This is a genomic window from Pseudosulfitobacter pseudonitzschiae (genome assembly GCF_002222635.1).
Classification (GTDB): Bacteria; Pseudomonadota; Alphaproteobacteria; order Rhodobacterales; family Rhodobacteraceae; genus Pseudosulfitobacter; species Pseudosulfitobacter pseudonitzschiae_A.
Genome location: NZ_CP022415.1, coordinates 2721314 through 2737644 on the forward strand (window position 1 = coordinate 2721314; position 16331 = coordinate 2737644).

The 16331-nt window shown below is 60.1% G+C and carries 22 protein-coding genes; 14 read left to right on the top strand and 8 right to left on the bottom strand.

The genetic code is table 11. The features are described from left to right. On the bottom strand, nt 1-327 hold the full coding sequence (locus SULPSESMR1_RS13385) for an AtpZ/AtpI family protein (protein WP_240311451.1): 327 nt from the start codon (nt 325-327) through the stop codon (nt 1-3). Between the two features lie 212 nt (nt 328-539). Further along, entirely contained in the window at nt 540-1442 is a 903-nt protein-coding gene (locus tag SULPSESMR1_RS13390) for a LysR substrate-binding domain-containing protein (protein WP_089421273.1), read from the bottom strand. 374 nt (nt 1443-1816) lie between these two features. Between SULPSESMR1_RS13390 and SULPSESMR1_RS13400 the strand changes: the two genes are divergently transcribed. Beyond that, nucleotides 1817-2167: an ArsR/SmtB family transcription factor gene (locus SULPSESMR1_RS13400; protein ID WP_089421275.1), complete on the top strand. Its 351-nt coding sequence runs from the start codon at nt 1817-1819 to the stop codon at nt 2165-2167. A 146-nt stretch (nt 2168-2313) separates the two neighbouring features. Here SULPSESMR1_RS13400 and SULPSESMR1_RS13405 read toward each other — a convergent pair whose 3' ends face one another. Continuing rightward, nucleotides 2314-3219, bottom strand: coding sequence for a DMT family transporter (locus SULPSESMR1_RS13405; protein WP_089421276.1), 906 nt, complete (start codon nt 3217-3219; stop codon nt 2314-2316). Beyond that, entirely contained in the window at nt 3212-4102 is an 891-nt protein-coding gene (locus SULPSESMR1_RS13410) for a LysR family transcriptional regulator (RefSeq protein WP_089421277.1), read from the bottom strand. Before SULPSESMR1_RS13410 ends, SULPSESMR1_RS13405 begins: the two co-directional genes overlap by 8 nt. 124 nt (nt 4103-4226) lie before the next feature. Here SULPSESMR1_RS13410 and SULPSESMR1_RS13415 point away from each other — a divergent pair, with 124 nt between their 5' ends. The 6 genes from SULPSESMR1_RS13415 to rpsP all read left to right on the top strand — a co-directional run bounded on the left by SULPSESMR1_RS13415 (nt 4227) and on the right by rpsP (nt 8569). Further along, nucleotides 4227-4805 carry an FMN-dependent NADH-azoreductase gene (locus SULPSESMR1_RS13415; RefSeq protein WP_089421278.1) on the top strand — a complete coding sequence of 193 codons (579 nt, stop codon included), beginning with the start codon at nt 4227-4229 and terminating at the stop codon, nt 4803-4805. A 137-nt stretch (nt 4806-4942) separates the two neighbouring features. Beyond that, complete coding sequence (locus tag SULPSESMR1_RS13420) at nt 4943-5413, top strand: hypothetical protein (RefSeq protein WP_089421279.1); 471 nt, start codon at nt 4943-4945, stop codon at nt 5411-5413. A gap of 407 nt (nt 5414-5820) precedes the next feature. Continuing rightward, nucleotides 5821-7317, top strand: coding sequence for a signal recognition particle protein (gene ffh, locus SULPSESMR1_RS13425; RefSeq protein WP_089421280.1), 1497 nt, complete (start codon nt 5821-5823; stop codon nt 7315-7317). Then, nucleotides 7314-7844: a GNAT family N-acetyltransferase gene (locus tag SULPSESMR1_RS13430; RefSeq protein WP_089421281.1), complete on the top strand. Its 531-nt coding sequence runs from the start codon at nt 7314-7316 to the stop codon at nt 7842-7844. Before ffh ends, SULPSESMR1_RS13430 begins: the two co-directional genes overlap by 4 nt. Further along, nucleotides 7841-8137 (top strand): chorismate mutase, encoded by a 297-nt coding sequence (locus tag SULPSESMR1_RS13435; protein WP_089421282.1) that lies wholly within the window; start codon nt 7841-7843, stop codon nt 8135-8137. The genes SULPSESMR1_RS13430 and SULPSESMR1_RS13435 overlap by 4 nt, the downstream gene beginning before the upstream one ends. A 45-nt stretch (nt 8138-8182) precedes the next feature. After that, nucleotides 8183-8569: a 30S ribosomal protein S16 gene (rpsP, locus tag SULPSESMR1_RS13440; RefSeq protein WP_089421283.1), complete on the top strand. Its 387-nt coding sequence runs from the start codon at nt 8183-8185 to the stop codon at nt 8567-8569. Nucleotides 8570-8667: 98 nt separating this feature from the next. Here the strand turns inward: rpsP and SULPSESMR1_RS13445 are convergent, their stop codons facing one another. Beyond that, nucleotides 8668-9483: an ion transporter gene (locus SULPSESMR1_RS13445; protein WP_089421284.1), complete on the bottom strand. Its 816-nt coding sequence runs from the start codon at nt 9481-9483 to the stop codon at nt 8668-8670. A gap of 410 nt (nt 9484-9893) precedes the next feature. Between SULPSESMR1_RS13445 and rimM the strand changes: the two genes are divergently transcribed. From rimM to trmD, 5 genes are all read left to right on the top strand, one after another. Further along, complete coding sequence (gene rimM, locus SULPSESMR1_RS13450; protein WP_240311450.1) at nt 9894-10406, top strand: ribosome maturation factor RimM; 513 nt, start codon at nt 9894-9896, stop codon at nt 10404-10406. Between the two features lie 75 nt (nt 10407-10481). Then, nucleotides 10482-10643 (top strand): DUF1328 family protein, encoded by a 162-nt coding sequence (locus SULPSESMR1_RS13455; RefSeq protein ID WP_089421286.1) that lies wholly within the window; start codon nt 10482-10484, stop codon nt 10641-10643. A 42-nt stretch (nt 10644-10685) separates the two neighbouring features. After that, the gene (locus SULPSESMR1_RS13460) at nt 10686-11453 is read left to right on the top strand and encodes a hypothetical protein (RefSeq protein WP_157729016.1); all 768 of its coding nucleotides are present in this window, start codon (nt 10686-10688) and stop codon (nt 11451-11453) included. After that, nucleotides 11453-11719, top strand: coding sequence for a hypothetical protein (locus tag SULPSESMR1_RS13465; RefSeq protein ID WP_089421288.1), 267 nt, complete (start codon nt 11453-11455; stop codon nt 11717-11719). Before SULPSESMR1_RS13460 ends, SULPSESMR1_RS13465 begins: the two co-directional genes overlap by 1 nt. A 94-nt stretch (nt 11720-11813) precedes the next feature. Further along, nucleotides 11814-12590, top strand: coding sequence for a tRNA (guanosine(37)-N1)-methyltransferase TrmD (gene trmD, locus SULPSESMR1_RS13470; protein WP_089421289.1), 777 nt, complete (start codon nt 11814-11816; stop codon nt 12588-12590). Nucleotides 12591-12596: 6 nt separating this feature from the next. On the opposite strand, the gene SULPSESMR1_RS13475 is transcribed toward trmD, so the two are convergent. The 3 genes from SULPSESMR1_RS13475 to SULPSESMR1_RS13485 form a co-directional block, all read right to left on the bottom strand. After that, on the bottom strand, nt 12597-13376 hold the full coding sequence (locus tag SULPSESMR1_RS13475; protein ID WP_089421290.1) for an SDR family NAD(P)-dependent oxidoreductase: 780 nt from the start codon (nt 13374-13376) through the stop codon (nt 12597-12599). A gap of 109 nt (nt 13377-13485) precedes the next feature. Then, entirely contained in the window at nt 13486-14877 is a 1392-nt protein-coding gene (locus tag SULPSESMR1_RS13480) for a PepSY-associated TM helix domain-containing protein (RefSeq protein ID WP_089421291.1), read from the bottom strand. 41 nt (nt 14878-14918) lie between these two features. Then, entirely contained in the window at nt 14919-15299 is a 381-nt protein-coding gene (locus SULPSESMR1_RS13485) for a hypothetical protein (protein WP_089421292.1), read from the bottom strand. 322 nt (nt 15300-15621) lie between these two features. Here SULPSESMR1_RS13485 and rplS point away from each other — a divergent pair, with 322 nt between their 5' ends. Together rplS and rpmE are read left to right on the top strand one after the other, a co-directional pair. Then, entirely contained in the window at nt 15622-16005 is a 384-nt protein-coding gene (gene rplS, locus SULPSESMR1_RS13490) for a 50S ribosomal protein L19 (RefSeq protein WP_089421293.1), read from the top strand. Between the two features lie 11 nt (nt 16006-16016). Further along, entirely contained in the window at nt 16017-16238 is a 222-nt protein-coding gene (rpmE, locus tag SULPSESMR1_RS13495; protein ID WP_089421294.1) for a 50S ribosomal protein L31, read from the top strand. The last annotated feature ends 93 nt before the right edge of the window (nt 16239-16331 follow it).

Genomic DNA, 16331 nt, shown 5'->3' on the forward strand with positions numbered 1-16331 from the left:
TCAGGGCCCTTCGTCTGTGCCCCGCGGGGCGTCGTCACTCTTGGCCGCTTTGGCCATTCCGTCTCTCTGCATTTCGCGGGCGCTGCGTATCATCACGTTTACGCCGGCCGCGAAGCCCAGAAGTATGAACAGGATCATCAGCCAGGGCTTGGTGCCCAAAAGACTGTCGAGCCCGAAACCGATCCCGAAACCGATCCCAAGACCAGTTACAAGTTCGATCACCATCCGCCAGGCCATCTGGGCCTGAGAGTGATGGTCGTCGTAGTGGTGGGCCTCGGGCTGATCCTCGCCTTTCAGGGCTTTGATCTTGGCCTCGAGATCCCGCATGCGCTGCTGTTCTTCTGGCCCCGCCACGCGGTGTCCCCCACTTGGAAACTTGAAGGGATAGCTACGGCGATGCGGGATTTGAGTCAATGGCAGGATGGCATGCAGATAACCTGCCGTAACTATTTGTTTCTATTGTATTTATGGACATCCCTTTTGGGACATTGCGTCATTGGCCAACCCCGAAATCATCTGCCACGGGCGTTTTTGCATATTCAACCATTTGGTTGATCTTTGACATCCACGCGCCAAGGTGCCGCCTGCTCCAGCATCCAGTCGGAGAATATCCGGATGGCTTTGCGTCGCGTCCCGCCTTCGGCCTGCTTGAGATAGAACCCGCCATCGCGAAACCCGATGTCCGACACGCGGTGCAGTCGCCCCGCCGCGACATCTTGCGCCACCACATCCGACGACACCAGATAGACGCCCTGCCCCGCCACGGCGGCCTCGATCGCCAGATGCGCCCGCATCCGCCATGCGGGATCGGTCTCGGGCGGTTGCAGACCTGCAAGGCTGGCCCAGATCGCCCATGTGTCTTTGTAACGGTCCCGCAAACGGGGATAGTGAAGCAACTTGGCCGGATCATCCGGTGGCACAGGGATCAGATCGGGCGCCGCGTAGGGATAGATCGGCGCATCGCTGAGCAGGACCGCCTGAGGGTCGGAACCTGCAACCGCCAAAAAACGTATCGCGATATCCGCCTCGTAGCGGGCAACGTCGGCCAAACCGGTCGACGCCTCAAGCCGGATTTCAATATCGGGATGGGCAGCATGAAAGGCACCCAAACGCGGCACCAGCCATTTCGTCGCAAAAAGCGGCTCGGCGTTCACCACCAAGGTGCCGGCAGGGCGTGCGGTTAGCCGGTCGGTCGCCGTACTGATCGTTTCCAGAGCCGAAGTCACATCCGCCAGATAGGCCGCTCCGTCCGGGGTCAGGGCCACACCGCGCGGCAGATCGCGGAACAATTGCGCGCCCAACCAATCCTCCAGCCCGCGCACATGACGGCTGATTGACGAATGGCTGACCCGCAGTTCATCCGCCGCGCGCGAAAAGCTTTCGTGGCGGCCTGCGGCCTCGAAGGCACGCAAGGCATTCAGAGGAGGTAGCGGGCGTTGCATGGCAAATGTGTGCAGTTATCGCACAGGTCTTGTCAAACTATTCCGGATTGAAGGGCGGCCTGTTTCGGCCCAATACTTCGATACCTTCATATTTCACGGGTTTATCATGGCACGCTGCTTCAAAACATCCGCTTTCAGCGGTCCGGCAACTTATGCTCAAGGCTCACGTATCGTCCGGATACTGGCGATCTTTTGCAGTGCCGTCTGCCCGCACCGCGGTTTGCACATCCGCCGGATCAACCCCCATTTGGCGCGTGATATCGGGTTGGATGCGGCCACCTATGCGCGCCACACGCACCGATGGCCATCGCAGGGTCCGGTCCATCCGCGCTGGTGACGCTTCTATTTGGCGCCAAGCCCCGCTATGACAGGCCATGACACATGATCTGGATCAGGTATTCGCGGCACTGGCCGACCCGACGCGGCGGGCGATCCTGACGATGTTGCTTGAGGATGATATGGCCGTCACCGATGTGGCCGAGCCGTTCGAGATGTCTCTGGCGGCGATTTCCAAGCACCTGACCATTCTGACGCGCGCAGGCCTGATCGCACAGGAAAAGCGTGGAAGGGTCAAATGGTGTAAATTGGAACCCGATGCGATGCGCACCGCGTCCGTCTGGATGCAGGGGTTCGGACAGTTTGAACCTGTAAATCTTGATGCGTTCGAACGCTTTCTGGCGCTCGAACTGGATGGCGATGGCCAGTCCGACACGCCAGAACGCTAGCGTTTAGACCAAACCTGCCAGACGCAGAATAACCAGAACGACGACGACAACGCCGATGATGTAAAAAATACCACGCATGAGAGATCCTTTATTTCCTTAATTGTGCAGTGGTAACGCCGCACCGATCTTAAAGGTTCCCTGACCGGTCACTTTCCGGTTATGGCACCGTCATCGCGCAGCAGCAGATAAAGCGCCAGCGTGGTCAGCGCTACGCCGATCAGGATCATGCCGCCCGGCGCGCCATTGCCCAGTACGATTTCCCAGATGATCACCCATGATGGTGTCAGATAGGTATAGGCCATCACCTTGGCCGAGGGCAGCCGCAGCGAGGCAAACTGAAGCAACACCGAGGTCACTGCGCTGGCAAAGACCCCGACATAGACCAGCGTGATCCATACAATCGCGGGAAGGTTCAGCCAGTCGGTCGCGCGGATGTCGGACCAGCCGTAGATGGTCAACAACACAAACCCCGCGACCAATGTGCCCAGCGAGAATACCAACGCAGGTTCGCCGCGGTTCAACCTGCGCACCATCGGTGCGTAAAGCGCGTGGCTGATACAGCCGACGAAATAAATCGCCTCGCCGCGCCCGACCTCAAAGGCCCTCAATGCTGCCAGATCAGCGCGAAAGATCACCCAGACAGCACCCGCAGCCCCGATGGCCAGTGCCAATGCCATGCGTGGCGTGGTGACCTGACGCAATACCAGCCAGCCGAACCCCCCTGCAAGGATCGGCGTCAGGGTGAAAACCGCCGCCGCACTGACGGCGGGTGCGGTTTTCAATCCTTCGAACATCAACACAAAATAGATACCGAACAACCCACCCAGCACCAGATAGCGCCAAGGCGCCTGCCAGTGTACCGCACGCGCCTTGCCTGTAGCGGCAACCACAACGCCGGTAATCACCGCCGCCAGCGCAAACCGCGCGGCATTCAGCGCTGTGGGGTCAATCGCATTGGCGGCCTGAACCCCCAGCGAAAACGACCCGGCCACCAGCGCGGAAAAGGCCAGCATTGCCAGATGCCCCTGCGCACCCGCAGAAAGTTTAGACATTATTTGATGTGTCCCAGCTCTTTGCCGCACGCTTGAGGAAGGTCAGAAAAGCCTGCACCTTGGTTGTGCGGTGCAAGTCCACATGGGTGACCAACCACAGCGGGGCCGACCATTCCTCTTCTTGCGGAAACACCTCGACCAGATCGGGATTGGCCCGCGCCTCTAGGACGGCGGCAAAGCCGATACCCGCGCCGTTCAGAATAGCCTGTTCGATGGCGCGGTCTTCATCGCTGCGAAAGCTGAATACGATGTCGGGGGCCTTTTCGCGCAGCCATCTGTTGAACGGCGCGCGGCTTTGGTCGTTGTTGGTGCCGACGAAACGGTGCCCGCTGCACTGTGACCAATCCTTGGGCAGTCCGCATTCCTCGACATAGCGGCGGGACGCATAGAGGCCCATTCGCTGATGCGCCAGGCTTTGCACCACATTGTCAGGCTGCGCAGGCGGCGAGCCCGCCCGAATCGCCACATGCGCTTCACCGTATTCCAGCCGGAACAGGCGCGCGCCCGTCAGATAGCGGATAACCACATCGGAATTTTCACGCTGGAATTCAGTCAGAATAGGCACCATCCGCGGCACCAGAGAGGTCAGCGAGGTAACCACCAGATCACCCGACACATCCGCCCCGCGTCCTTTGATACGCCCGACAAGCTGGCTAAACTGGTCATCGGTCGCCTTGGCCACGCGAAACAAATCCTCACCCGCTTCGGTTGCTGTGTATCCGCGTGCGTGGCGCTGAAACAGCTTGACCTCCAACCGGGCTTCCAGCGCGTCGATATGGCGGATCACCGTAGCGTGGTGCACGCCCAGCACATCAGCTGCACCGCTGACTGTGCCCATACGCGCGACCTGATAGGCGGTCTTGATTTCGTCCCAATTGTCCATGCGCCGAAGTCCAGTTCAGAAGTGTGCAATTTTCAACAGTCAATGTGAGTTTTGGCCAATTGCGTGTGTTTTTACAATGGCTATTTTCTGTTTCGAAGTATCCTCCTTTTGAAAGGACCTGAAAATGGCCAAATCGATTCTGCACATTGATGCATCCGCCCGCCGCGCAACATCCGTCACCCGCGACCTGAGCAAAGACGTCGTTGCCCGCCTGAACGGCGACGTTGTCACCCGCGACCTGTTCGACGCCCTGCCCCACATCGACGAAAGCTGGATCGGCGCCAACTTTACCCCCGAGGCCGACCGCACCGACGCACAAAAAGAACTGTTGGCCCTGTCCGACAAGCTGATCGCAGAAGTGAAGGCTGCTGACGTGCTGGTGATCGGCGTGCCGGTCTACAATTTTGGCATCCCCACCAACCTCAAGGCGTGGGTCGACATGATCTGCCGTGCAGGCATCACCTTTCGCTATACAGAAGCTGGCCCCGAAGGTCTGCTGACCGGCAAACGCGCCATTCTTGTTGCAGCGACCGGCGGCACGCCCGTTGGATCCGAGATCGATTTCGCCACCAACTACATGCGTCACGTTCTGGGCTTTATCGGCATCACCGACGTTCAACTTGTTGCCGCTGATCGCCTGTCGGTCGACGCCGAAGGTTCGATCGCCGAAGCCAAGGCACAAGTGGCCGAATTGGCTGCCTGAACAGTGCGGTGTCTGGCGCGCGTCAGACACAGGCTTTGACACAGATGCCCAAGCGGCTCTAGCATCCGGCGCATTGCAATAATGCGCCGGATTTTTATGTCTGAATTCTGTCCCTCCGCCCTGTTGAAGTACAAGCCATGAAAGTGCTGCACGATACGCCCGACCGTTTGATCCTTGACGAAACGCCATGGTTGATCGCGCTTTTGTTGGCGGGGTTTATCCTGGTTTTTGTGGGCAGTGGCCTGTTCATCATGTCCGAAAATCTGCTGTTCGGACTGGCTTTTGCCGTCTTTGGCGGCGGCATCGGCGCTGTGGTCATGGCGATGCTGATCGAGCGGTTGCAGATCATCTTTGACCGGCACGCGGGCACTGTGACGATCCGGCGCAAATCCATGCGCCGGTACACACAGGTTTCCCACAATCTGGACAACGTCAGCCACGCCGAGCTGGAAACCACGATTGGGTCCAAGGGAGATAAACTGTCTCGCCCTGTTCTGGTCATTACCAAGGGCATGAGCGAAGGACGGCACCCGCTGATCACAGCCTATTCCAACCTGTCCGGCCCGCCAAAGATCGTGGCGGCAATCAACGGTTGGCTCAAACAGTAGTATTTGCCCGAAACGGCAGCTTGAGGTGGTTTACGTACATATCTACGCAAACTTTTACGGCGTCTTTTTCAGAAGAAATGTCTGCTCTTGACCACTACCGCTGACTACGCTGGTGACATTGACCGCTATGCCGGGGCGAAACCAACAGAAAATGCGCGACAGTAGCAGTTGGTTGATGCACTTCCAGCGCGCCCAGCTGTAAACGCCAGACTGTTGACTCGCGCGCCGCAGCGCCGTAAACGCCCCCCAACACTCCGGGAGCATCAGCCTTCCGGTCCCTGACAGATCAGGGATCGCCCTCCGTCAGCGCGTTGCGCCCACGGGGGCGCTCTTGGTTTGAACTTGGGAAATTCCTCACCGCTCCCTACATAGGGGGCAGACTGAAACGGGCACGAAAGGCGCTTGGCATGTTTGAAAATCTATCCGAACGGCTTGGCGGGGTCTTTGACCGTCTGACCAAACAGGGTTCGCTGTCCGACGAGGACGTTAAAACCGCCCTGCGCGAAGTGCGCGTCGCCCTGCTGGAAGCCGACGTATCGCTGCCCGTGGCCCGCGATTTCGTCAAAGCGGTACAGGACAAGGCCACAGGTCAGGCCGTGACCAAGTCGATCACCCCCGGGCAGCAGGTCGTCAAGATCGTGCACGACGCGCTGATCGACACGCTGACCGGCGAAGGCGAACCCGGTGCGCTGAAAATCGACAACGCGCCCGCGCCTATCCTGATGGTCGGCCTGCAGGGCGGCGGGAAAACCACCACCACCGCGAAACTGGCCAAGCGTCTGAAAGACCGCGAGGGCAAGCGCGTGCTGATGGCGTCGCTTGACGTCAACCGTCCGGCGGCGATGGAACAGCTGGCAATTCTGGGCAAGCAGATCGGTGTCGACACCCTGCCCATCGTCAAGGGCGAAGACCCTGTCGCCATCGCCAAACGCGCCAAGACGCAGGCCAGCATGGGCGGCTATGACGTCTACATGCTGGACACCGCAGGCCGCCTGTCGATCGACGAAGAGCTGATGCAACAGGTCGAAGCAGTGCGCAACGTCGCCAACCCGCGTGAAACGCTGCTGGTGGTGGATGGTCTGACAGGTCAGGACGCGGTGCACACCGCCCAGAACTTTGACGACCGCATCGGCATCACCGGCGTGGTGCTGACCCGTATGGACGGCGACGGGCGCGGCGGTGCGGCCCTGTCGATGCGCGCGGTCACCGGCAAGCCGATCAAGTTCGTCGGCCTCGGCGAAAAGATGGACGCGCTTGAAACCTTTGAGCCAGAGCGTATCGCAGGCCGCATTCTGGGCATGGGCGACATCGTCGCCTTGGTCGAAAAGGCACAGGAAACCATCGAGGCCGAACAGGCCGAAAAGATGATGAAGCGCATGGCCAAAGGTCAGTTCAATATGAACGACCTGCGCATGCAGCTGGAACAGATGATCAAGATGGGCGGCATGCAAGGCATGATGGGCATGATGCCCGGCATGGGCAAAATGGCCAAGCAAGTCGAAGAAGCTGGCTTTGACGACAAGATCCTCAAGCAACAGATCGCCATGATCCAGTCGATGACCAAAAAAGAACGCGCGGCACCCCAGATCCTGCAGGCCAGCCGTAAAAAGCGCATCGCACGCGGGTCTGGCATGGAAGTGTCCGAGCTGAACAAACTGCTGAAAATGCACCGCCAAATGTCCGATATGATGAAGAAAATGGGCAAGATGGGCAAAGGCGGCATGCTAAAACAGGCCATGAAAGGCATGTTCGGCAAGGGCGGCCCCAGCCCCGAAGACATGGCCGCAGGCATGGACCCCAAGGCGTTGGAAGCCGCCGCCAAGCAGATGGGCGGCCAGAACCCCTTTGGCGGGGGCGGCATGGGTCTGCCTTCGGGCCTCTCCGGTTTCGGGAAGAAGAAATGACCTCCGCAACCCCGCATATTCCCACGCTGACGACCGATCGGCTTGTCCTGCGCGCGCCCGCGCCACGGGACGTGCCTGCCTTCGCCGCATTCTACAGGTCGGAAGCCTCGCGTTTTGTGGGCGGCCCGATGACCGAAGCGGAGACATGGCGCTATCTCTGTCAGGTGCTGGGTCACTGGACCATGCGCGGCTATGGGCGCTGGATCGTAACGACACGCGACGACGACATCGCCATTGGCCTGGTCGGCCTGCACAATCCGCTTGACTGGCCCGAAGCCGAAGTTGGTTGGTACATCTGGTCCGACAACGGCAAGGGCTACGCCACCGAAGCGGGCCGCGCGGCGCGCGCCTATGCCTATGAGACGCTCGGCTGGACAACCCTGGTCAGCATGATCGCGACAGGCAACGATGCCTCAGTGCGCGTTGCCACGGCCTTGGGCGCCACACGACAGGACGATTATCATCATCCCGTCTATGGCGCGATGGGGGTGTACCGGCACCCCGGACCACAGGAGATCGCCACATGACCGACGCCATCACCCGTGCAGCAGAGCTGCTGAAAGGCCACCGTGCCAGCATCGACCGGCTGGACGCCATCCTTGTCTACACTTTGGGCGAGCGGTTCAAACACACACAGGCAGTGGGGAAACTCAAAGCCGAACACGACCTTCCCCCGTCCGATCCCACGCGCGAAGCCGCACAGATCGCACGGCTTGAAGATTTGGCGAAAGAGGCCGACCTCGACCCCGAATTCGCCAAGAAGTTCCTGAACTTCATCATCGCTGAAGTCATTCAGCACCACAAACAGCACCAGACCTGAAACGGGTTTACCCCCGTCCAAGCCATTAATTAGGAGATACCAACCATGGCCATGAAAATTCGTCTCGCCCGCGGCGGTTCCAAAAAACGCCCCTTTTACCGTATCGTTGCTGCCGACAGCCGCATGCCACGCGATGGCCGTTTCATCGAGAAACTGGGCACATATAACCCGCTGCTGGCCAAAGACAGCGAAGACCGCGTGAAGATGGACGTCGAGCGCATCCAGCACTGGTTGGGTCAGGGCGCACAGCCTACAGACCGTGTCGCGCGTATGCTGGAAGCCGCTGGCGTGAAAGAGAAAACCGAGCGTAACAACCCCAACAAGGGTACGCCCGGCAAGAAAGCCCAAGCGCGCGTTGAAGAGAAAGCAGCCAAGAAAGCAGCCCTCGAAGAAGCCGCCAACGCTCCGGCAGAGGCAGCTGCAGAGGAATAACTCTGGCAAGTGTCTGATTTCGGGCCCGTTCCATGCAAGTGGTGCGGGCCTTTATTATGGAAGCACCCTGACAGGCCTGGCCACCGGCTTGACAGTTCTCAGTCCTTGCGCACGTCGTTTTGCGCTTTGATCAGGGCTTCCAATTCCAGAAGGCGCTGCAAAACCTCGTCGCGGTATGTGTCTGTCTTTTCATTGGTTTCTTCGTTGTGCGCGTCCTGCATCGAATTCACGATCAGGCCGACAAGCAGGTTCACCACCGCAAAGGTCGTAACCATGATGAACGGAATGAAGAACGTCCACGAATAGGGATAGACCTCCATCACCGGACGCACGATGCCCATAGACCAGCTTTCCAGTGTCATGATCTGGAACAGTGAATAGCCAGAGCGCGCCAAAGTCCCGAACCATTCGGGGAATGCACCGCCGAAAAGCTTGGTCGCCATGACGGCACCGATGTAGAAAATTATGCCCATCAGCAAAAAGACCGATCCGACACCCGGCAGGGCGTTGACCAACCCGTCAACCACGCGACGCAGCGACGGGGCCACCGAAATCACCCGCAACAATCGCAAGATCCGCATCGCCCGCAGCACACTGAGGCCTTGGGTGGCAGGGATCAGCGAAATGGCCACAATCGTAAAATCGAAAAGGCTCCAGCCGCTTTTGAAAAACGCGAAACCGCGCCCGTAAATTTTTAGCGCAATCTCGACAACAAAGATACCGAGGCAGACGGAATCCAGTGTTTTGATCAGCGGTCCGGCGACCTTCATCGCGGCGTCCGAGGTTTCAAACCCCAGAATGATGGCGTTGAACAAGATCACGGCAAGGATGAAGTTCTGCACTGCGGGCCGGTCCGTAAATCGGGCCACGCGCGTGCGCAAAGACGGCTGGAGAAGGGCGCTGGAATAATTCATAGCAGCACATATCGGCTGTGCTTGGCGACTGTACAAGGGGAGACCTGCCCTGAAGCCGGTAGAATTGGTAAGCTGTTGTATCACCGGCGGAAAAGCGGGCAACAATCAGCGGCTTGCCGTTGAGATGTGGATGCCGAAGCGAGAATACACGCGACACAGCCCGCACGGGCGGTCTTTTGCACCGGAGCAGAGGGCAAAAGTTGCGGCTCTGGACACTCGGTTGCGGGGGCGACAGGGTAAACGGGATCAATGAGACAATAGGGCGTGGTCAATGTGTTCAAACTCTTTCGTATGATTATCCTGTTGCCGGTCGCTTTCGCCGCCGGTTGGATTTATGAAAGTCAAACTGCCGCACAGCGATGCACGGATGCGGGCGGCGTGATGCGCGACGGAATTTGCAGAGGTGTAAAGTGAGCAAGGATGAACTGGTTTGCGTGGGCGCCATCAGCGGGGCCTACGGGGTAAAGGGCGAAGTGCGGATCAAATCGTTCTGCGCAACCCCCGAAGACATCGAGGCCTATAGCCCGCTGACCGATGAAACTGGTGCGCGGTCGTTTACGCTGGCTATTGTCCATTCGGTCAAGAACGGCTTTGTCGTGCGCATTGCAGAGGTGGCGACCAAAGAACAGGCCGATACGCTCAAGGGTGTGACGCTGCACGCGCATCGCGACCAGTTGCCGTCGCTGCCGGACGATGAATATTATCAGGCCGATCTGGTGGGGCTGACGGTGGTGGACACCGGCGGCACCGAGCTGGGCCGCGTCAAATCTGTGCAGAACCACGGTGCGGCGGACCTGCTGGAAGTAAGCTTGCCAGACAGCAGCGCCACGGTTTTGCTGCCCTTTACGCTGGCGGCCGTGCCCACCGTGGACCTGGCCGCAGGGCGTATCGTGGCCGACCCGCCGGACGGGCTGTGGCCGTGATCACGGAACCGTGCGTGGGCTTGAACGTTTCCTTTGCAGATGGGCGGTTTGCGCCCGATTGTAAAAGGATAGATCATGTTAGAGATTATTCTCATCTTGCTTGTGGTGGCCGCGGTCGCCGGCCTGCTTGGTTTTGGCCGCCTGTCGGGTGCCGCGCTGAGCGTTGCCAAATTACTGATTCTTGTGGCGCTGGTGGTGTTCCTGCTGGTCATCTTGGGCATCATCGCTATCGCGTGACACTGCCTTTGCGTGCGCATGGCGGCTGATCGGACGTCTGCCATGCGCATCATCATCCACGCAGGATTTCACAAGACCGGCACGACCACAGTACAAAAAACCTTGCAGGCCAACCGCAAAATCTTGCGCCCGCACTGCCATATCATCCTGCGCCCCGACATGGTGGCCCTCTGCGAGAGTGCTCGTGCCTATTCGGTCAGCCGCAGCCAGTCCGATCTGGCGCTGATCCAATATGAGGCCACCGTGCTGGCCGAGGGTTGGGCCCCGCGCGGCAAAGACGTGGTGATCAGCTCCGAGGATCTGTCAGGCCACATGCCCGGAAGGCACGGACTGATGTCCTATGACGCCACCCCCCGCATCATCAACGCGATCACGCAGGCCTTTGCCGCTGCCGTACCGGACGCCGAGCAAATCCTGTATTTCACCACCCGCGCGGCGACGCCTTGGTTGCGCAGTTGCTATGTGCAGCATTTGCGGGCCAAGCGCATCACGCTGAGCGTTGACGAATACGTCGCTGATTTTGCTGCCTCTGCCAATCTGGACGAAATCATATCGCAGATCGCCACTGCCGTGCCCGATATCCGGATGATCGTCCGACCGTTGGAAACCTGCACTTCTCCACTGGGGCCCCTTGCCTCCTTGCTGGACCTGCTGGGCGGTGTCGACACGAACACATTAACGCCACGCGCCCCTGAAAACCCTGCGCCACCTCAGGGCGTGCTTGATGCAGTGCTGGCACTGAACCGATCCGACTTGTCCGATACCGACTGGCGCGCGGCAAGGGATGCGCTGAAGCGCGAGGGTTTCTGATGCCTGCCAAGGTGGTGTTGCACATCGGCTTTCACAACACCGGCATGTCGACCGCCCAGCAGGTTCGGCGCGGCAACCGTGCATTGCTGAAAGCGCATCTGGCGATCCGGCTAAAGCCACAAATGACTGACCTGCTGCACGCCACACCCGGCTATCCCACTTGGCGCGACAAGATTTCGCAGGCCAAAGTGGCGTGCCGCCTGAAACTCTGGCGCAGATCATACCGCACCCGATGGCCGATGCGGCACTGGATCAAACTGTGTTAGATGCGTTATTGCACGCCAACCGCACACATGCCGCCCGCAACGCGCGCAAGGCGGCAAAACAAACGATTCTGGCCGCAGTCCGAGGAAAAAACACATGAAATCACATGGCCGCAAAAGCATTCGGGCAACGCTGAAACCGTCGTCGCTGATGGACGAAACCGCTCCGCTGGCGGGCGTCTGGCAGGCGCGGGTTATCACGCTGTTTCCCGCGGCCTTCCCCGGCGTGTTGGGCGAAAGCCTGACGGGACGCGCCATGAAGGACGGGCTGTGGCAGTTGCACACGCATGATTTGCGCGAACACGGGCTGACCAAGCACCGCAACGTCGATGACACTCCGGCAGGTGGCGGCGCGGGCATGGTGCTGCGTGCCGATGTGGTCGGCCCCGCTATCGCCGAGGCACAAAGCCACGCGCGCGGACGCTGGCCGATCCTGTATATGTCGCCGCGTGGTCGGCGCTTTGATCAGGCGATGGCCCGCGATCTGGCCCGTTGCGATGGTGTGACCATGTTGTGCGGGCGGTTCGAAGGCGTGGACGAGCGGGTGCTGGAAGCCTTTGGTATCACAGAAGTGTCCTTGGGCGATTTTGTAATGACAGGGGGCGAGTTGGCGGCGCAGGCGATGATTGACGCCACCGTACGCCTGTTGCCCGGTGTACTGGGCAATGCGGAAAGCGCGGTTGATGAAAGCCACTCGGCGGGACTGCTGGAACATCCGCAATACACCAAGCCTGCCGAATGGCAGGGCCGCACGATCCCCGAGGTTTTGATGTCGGGCAACCACGCGAAAATCGCGGAGTGGCGGCGCGAGATGTCTGAAAAGATCACCGCCGAGCGGCGGCCCGACCTGTGGGCACGCCACAAGGGCGAATGAACGGCGTCATTTCTTGGTCTGCATCCGCTGAACCGTTTTCAGCACCGCGCGGCGCGGCAACAGCGGGATGATCCAGTTCACCATAAACCCCAGCTTGGCCTCGTTCACCGTGACCAGAGCGCCGCGCATCATCGCCTCGTATCCATGGCGCGCCACGTCGTCGGGTGTGGCGCCGCCCTTGCTGACCAGATCGGTCCCGTTCAGGTCACTGACGTCTGCGAATTCGGTCTTGACGTAGCCCGGGCATAAGGCGGTGCAGGTCAGCCCGCGCTTGCGGTATTCCTGATCGATCGCCTGACTAAACGACGTCACAAAGGCCTTGGTGGCAAAATAGGTCGCCTGCAACGGGCCGGGCATGAAGCCAGCGGTAGAGGCCACATTCAGAATCCTGCCGCCGCCGTTTGAAACCATATCGGCGGCAAAGCAATGGGTCAGCGTCACCAGCGCCTTTACGTTCAGATCAATCATCGCAAGATCCTTGGCCAATTCACGATCCAGAAACCTCCCCTGCCCGCCAAAGCCTGCGTTGTTGATCAGGATATCGACGGTCAGGCCCGCCTCTTTGACATGATCGTAAAGCGCTTGCGCCCCGCCTTCGGCACCAAGGTCCAGCGCAACGACGTGGGCGTTGACACCATGCGCAGTCCGAACTTCAGCAGCCAGCGCATCAAGCGTGTCCTTACGCCGTGCGGTCAGGATCACATCGCCACCTTTGGACGCGTGATAGCGGGCGAATTCCATGCCGATCCCGGAGGATGCGCCGGTGATCAGGGCTGTGTTGGGCATGCGATATGTCCTTTTTTCTGTGCCTTGCAGAACCTAGCGCGCAAACGGCGTGTTTCATCCCTTGGCGCAGACGGCCCCGGCCCGACACAGTGCGGGCCGAGGCCGTCCGTCAGGACAAGACCCGCTTGAGCGGCACCAAGCGCTGGATCACAAACGTATCCAGCGCCAGTATCGCCAGCAGGGTCAAGCCCGCCATCGGGAATGCCAAAGACACGGCAAGGCCCACCACAACCGCGCCCTGCCAAAGCGGCATATCACGCGGCAGCGGCGGTGCGGCCAGCCGCAGACCGCTGCCCGCGCGCCGCTTCCACCACATGACCACGCTGGTCAGGCACAGCGCCAGCACGCACAGGCAAACCAACGTATTGGCCAGAACGCTCCACAACCCCAGCATGCCCATATGCAGCGCAACACCCACCGCCATCGCCCTACCCGCCAGCGAATAGTCAGCAAAGTGCACATCGGCGAGAATGTTGCCCGTGAAGCGGTCGATATGCGTTGTGCGGTCAGCCATCGGGCTGAGGCTGTCGTTGTTCATGGAATCGCGGCTGAGCGTCCAGACACCGTCGGCACCACGCGGCAGGTTCATCTGGTAACGCCCGTCAAAACCGATCTGGCGGGCCAGCGTGTCAATGCTGTCGATGTCGGGCGCGGCTGCCGCGGCAGGTGTGCCCGCTGTGCTGCCCGAGGCTGGCATCGGCGTTTGCTCCAACGCCCAAGGCACCTCTTTCGGGCCGTGGTTCATGCTGGCATGGGTCTTATCCGACAGCGGGACGCTGTCCCATTTTTCGGTCGGGAACTGGCTCCACGCCTGAACCAGCTTTTCCCCCCAGACGCCGGACCATGACAGGCCGGACAGCAAAAAGAACACCAGCACCACAGAAAGCCACAGACCGATGGAACCGTGCAGCGATTTCCATGCACTGCGCCCGCCCCGCAGCGACGGCACCAGCGCCCGACGCCAACCGCCACCACGCGGCCACCACATATAAAGACCGGTCGCGATCAGAACCATGCCAAGCGACGCGGCGATTTCCAACATCCGGTCGCCGGTGACACCCAGCAGCAGTTCCGCATGGATGTTGTCCGCCAGATCGTACCAGCCCGACCGGCGCGGCCACGTCTGCACCACTCGGGCGGTGTAAGGATCTACGGCCACCATCGTGGCGGCATCGTCCACATCAACGCGAAACACCGCAACGCGGTCCGCCGCACGCGGGGCGATGTACTGCACCAGCATACCATCATGCACGGCAGCAATCGCGGCATCGGCCTGAACGCTGACAGCCAGCACAGCCTGTTGCGGCACCACGGGGATGCGTTCGCCATCGCGACCGCCAAGAAAGGCGATCCACAGCATCACCATACCCGTGAGGGCGAGAATTGCGAAAAACGGGATGACATAAAGCCCCGCATAGAAATGCCAACGCCAAGCGGCGCGGTAAAAGGCATGTGTGTCGGATACCCGCGCAGGCGCGGTTGCAGGCTCGATAGAGACCATGAGAAGTTCCTCTGACAGGAGTGTTGAAAATGGGCGTCGTGTCAGAGATGTGCTGGCGGGCCGCGCGTGTGGTTTTGGGTACGCTTGACCTGCGCCGTGACCAGCGCAGCCGTGTTGATCACTGGCACATAGGCGCGGATTTGCAGCGCCGAGGGTACCATCAGCGGGCTTTGCAGCACCACATTCGCCAAGCCTGCGGACCAGTCACAGCGGCTGTGCCCGGCCTCGACCGGATTGCCTTGGGCGTCCAGCGTCACGGTGGTCGTACCGCCGCCGGTACACAGCACCAGCGTCAGCCCACCGGCCTGCGCCATCGGCATCGTGCCCGGAGTCAGGCAGGAGAACGCCACAAACAACAGCACATGCATCGCGCGGACCAGCGCGGTTGTCTTGCGATACAGATGTGGCGTAAACAGGGTCATGCTGGTTCTTTAGCAAAGCCACAGCGTCGCGCCAGTGTAAAACCCGCCTGCGCCACATCGCGCAGTGTCACGCGCGTGCCCCCGCCCCCTTGACCGGGCCTGCATATCCACCCTATACCGCGCAAGTTCGGAATCGGTCCATGCCGCCCGGACCGTTTTGCCTGTGGCACCCCTTCGGTGAACCGACACAGCGCAGGACACGTAACAAGGAACGGTGCTTGAACACTCCCTGCGGGCGGCGATGCCGGACCCGATGAAGACAGGAAGCTCTGAGGCGCGCAAATCTTCGTGGAGCAACCACGAGCATAAAGGAGAAGGTCAGATGAACCTGATCGCACAGATCGAAGCGGAGCAGATTGCTGCGCTGGGGAAAGAAATCCCCGACTTCAAAGCGGGTGACACCATCCGCGTCGGTTACAAAGTGACCGAAGGCACACGCACCCGTGTCCAGAACTACGAAGGCGTCTGCATCGCACGCAACAACGGCAAAGGCATTGCCGGTTCGTTCACCGTGCGTAAGATTTCCTTTGGTGAGGGCGTGGAACGTGTGTTCCCCCTGTTCTCGACAAACATCGAAGACATCACCGTCGTGCGTCGTGGCCGTGTCCGCCGCGCCAAGCTGTATTACCTGCGGGCCCGTCGTGGTAAATCCGCGCGTATCGCAGAAGTCACCAACTACAAGCCCAAGTCGGGCGCCAGCGCGTAAGGATCCGGATCATGAAAGCCGATACACACCCCGACTATCACATGATCGACGTCAAAATGACGGACGGCACCGTGGTGAAAATGAAATCGACCTGGGGCAAAGAAGGCGACCAACTGTCGCTGGACATCGACCCCTCTGTGCACCCCGCGTGGACCGGCGGCAACAGCCGCCTGATGGACACCGGCGGCCGCGTGTCGAAGTTCAAGAACAAATATGCCGGTCTGGGCTTTTAAGCCTGCCTGCAGTGATGACAAAGGGCGTGGCCAGCAATGGCCGCGCCCTTTTTGTTGGAGCGGGGGACAATGTGGAACCTGACGCATCTTTGA

What these genes read in the sequence shown, in the direction of transcription:
- SULPSESMR1_RS13385 (WP_240311451.1), bottom strand. Translation starts at nt 327, where the DNA reads ATGCGGGATCTCGAGGCCAAGATCAAAGCCCTGAAAGGCGAGGATCAG.
- SULPSESMR1_RS13390 (WP_089421273.1), bottom strand. Translation starts at nt 1,442, where the DNA reads ATGCAACGCCCGCTACCTCCTCTGAATGCCTTGCGTGCCTTCGAGGCC.
- SULPSESMR1_RS13400 (WP_089421275.1), top strand. Translation starts at nt 1,817, where the DNA reads ATGACACATGATCTGGATCAGGTATTCGCGGCACTGGCCGACCCGACG.
- SULPSESMR1_RS13405 (WP_089421276.1), bottom strand. Translation starts at nt 3,219, where the DNA reads ATGTCTAAACTTTCTGCGGGTGCGCAGGGGCATCTGGCAATGCTGGCC.
- SULPSESMR1_RS13410 (WP_089421277.1), bottom strand. Translation starts at nt 4,102, where the DNA reads ATGGACAATTGGGACGAAATCAAGACCGCCTATCAGGTCGCGCGTATG.
- SULPSESMR1_RS13415 (WP_089421278.1), top strand. Translation starts at nt 4,227, where the DNA reads ATGGCCAAATCGATTCTGCACATTGATGCATCCGCCCGCCGCGCAACA.
- SULPSESMR1_RS13420 (WP_089421279.1), top strand. Translation starts at nt 4,943, where the DNA reads ATGAAAGTGCTGCACGATACGCCCGACCGTTTGATCCTTGACGAAACG.
- ffh (WP_089421280.1), top strand. Translation starts at nt 5,821, where the DNA reads ATGTTTGAAAATCTATCCGAACGGCTTGGCGGGGTCTTTGACCGTCTG.
- SULPSESMR1_RS13430 (WP_089421281.1), top strand. Translation starts at nt 7,314, where the DNA reads ATGACCTCCGCAACCCCGCATATTCCCACGCTGACGACCGATCGGCTT.
- SULPSESMR1_RS13435 (WP_089421282.1), top strand. Translation starts at nt 7,841, where the DNA reads ATGACCGACGCCATCACCCGTGCAGCAGAGCTGCTGAAAGGCCACCGT.
- rpsP (WP_089421283.1), top strand. Translation starts at nt 8,183, where the DNA reads ATGGCCATGAAAATTCGTCTCGCCCGCGGCGGTTCCAAAAAACGCCCC.
- SULPSESMR1_RS13445 (WP_089421284.1), bottom strand. Translation starts at nt 9,483, where the DNA reads ATGAATTATTCCAGCGCCCTTCTCCAGCCGTCTTTGCGCACGCGCGTG.
- SULPSESMR1_RS13455 (WP_089421286.1), top strand. Translation starts at nt 10,482, where the DNA reads ATGTTAGAGATTATTCTCATCTTGCTTGTGGTGGCCGCGGTCGCCGGC.
- SULPSESMR1_RS13460 (WP_157729016.1), top strand. Translation starts at nt 10,686, where the DNA reads ATGCGCATCATCATCCACGCAGGATTTCACAAGACCGGCACGACCACA.
- SULPSESMR1_RS13465 (WP_089421288.1), top strand. Translation starts at nt 11,453, where the DNA reads ATGCCTGCCAAGGTGGTGTTGCACATCGGCTTTCACAACACCGGCATG.
- trmD (WP_089421289.1), top strand. Translation starts at nt 11,814, where the DNA reads ATGAAATCACATGGCCGCAAAAGCATTCGGGCAACGCTGAAACCGTCG.
- SULPSESMR1_RS13475 (WP_089421290.1), bottom strand. Translation starts at nt 13,376, where the DNA reads ATGCCCAACACAGCCCTGATCACCGGCGCATCCTCCGGGATCGGCATG.
- SULPSESMR1_RS13480 (WP_089421291.1), bottom strand. Translation starts at nt 14,877, where the DNA reads ATGGTCTCTATCGAGCCTGCAACCGCGCCTGCGCGGGTATCCGACACA.
- SULPSESMR1_RS13485 (WP_089421292.1), bottom strand. Translation starts at nt 15,299, where the DNA reads ATGACCCTGTTTACGCCACATCTGTATCGCAAGACAACCGCGCTGGTC.
- rplS (WP_089421293.1), top strand. Translation starts at nt 15,622, where the DNA reads ATGAACCTGATCGCACAGATCGAAGCGGAGCAGATTGCTGCGCTGGGG.
- rpmE (WP_089421294.1), top strand. Translation starts at nt 16,017, where the DNA reads ATGAAAGCCGATACACACCCCGACTATCACATGATCGACGTCAAAATG.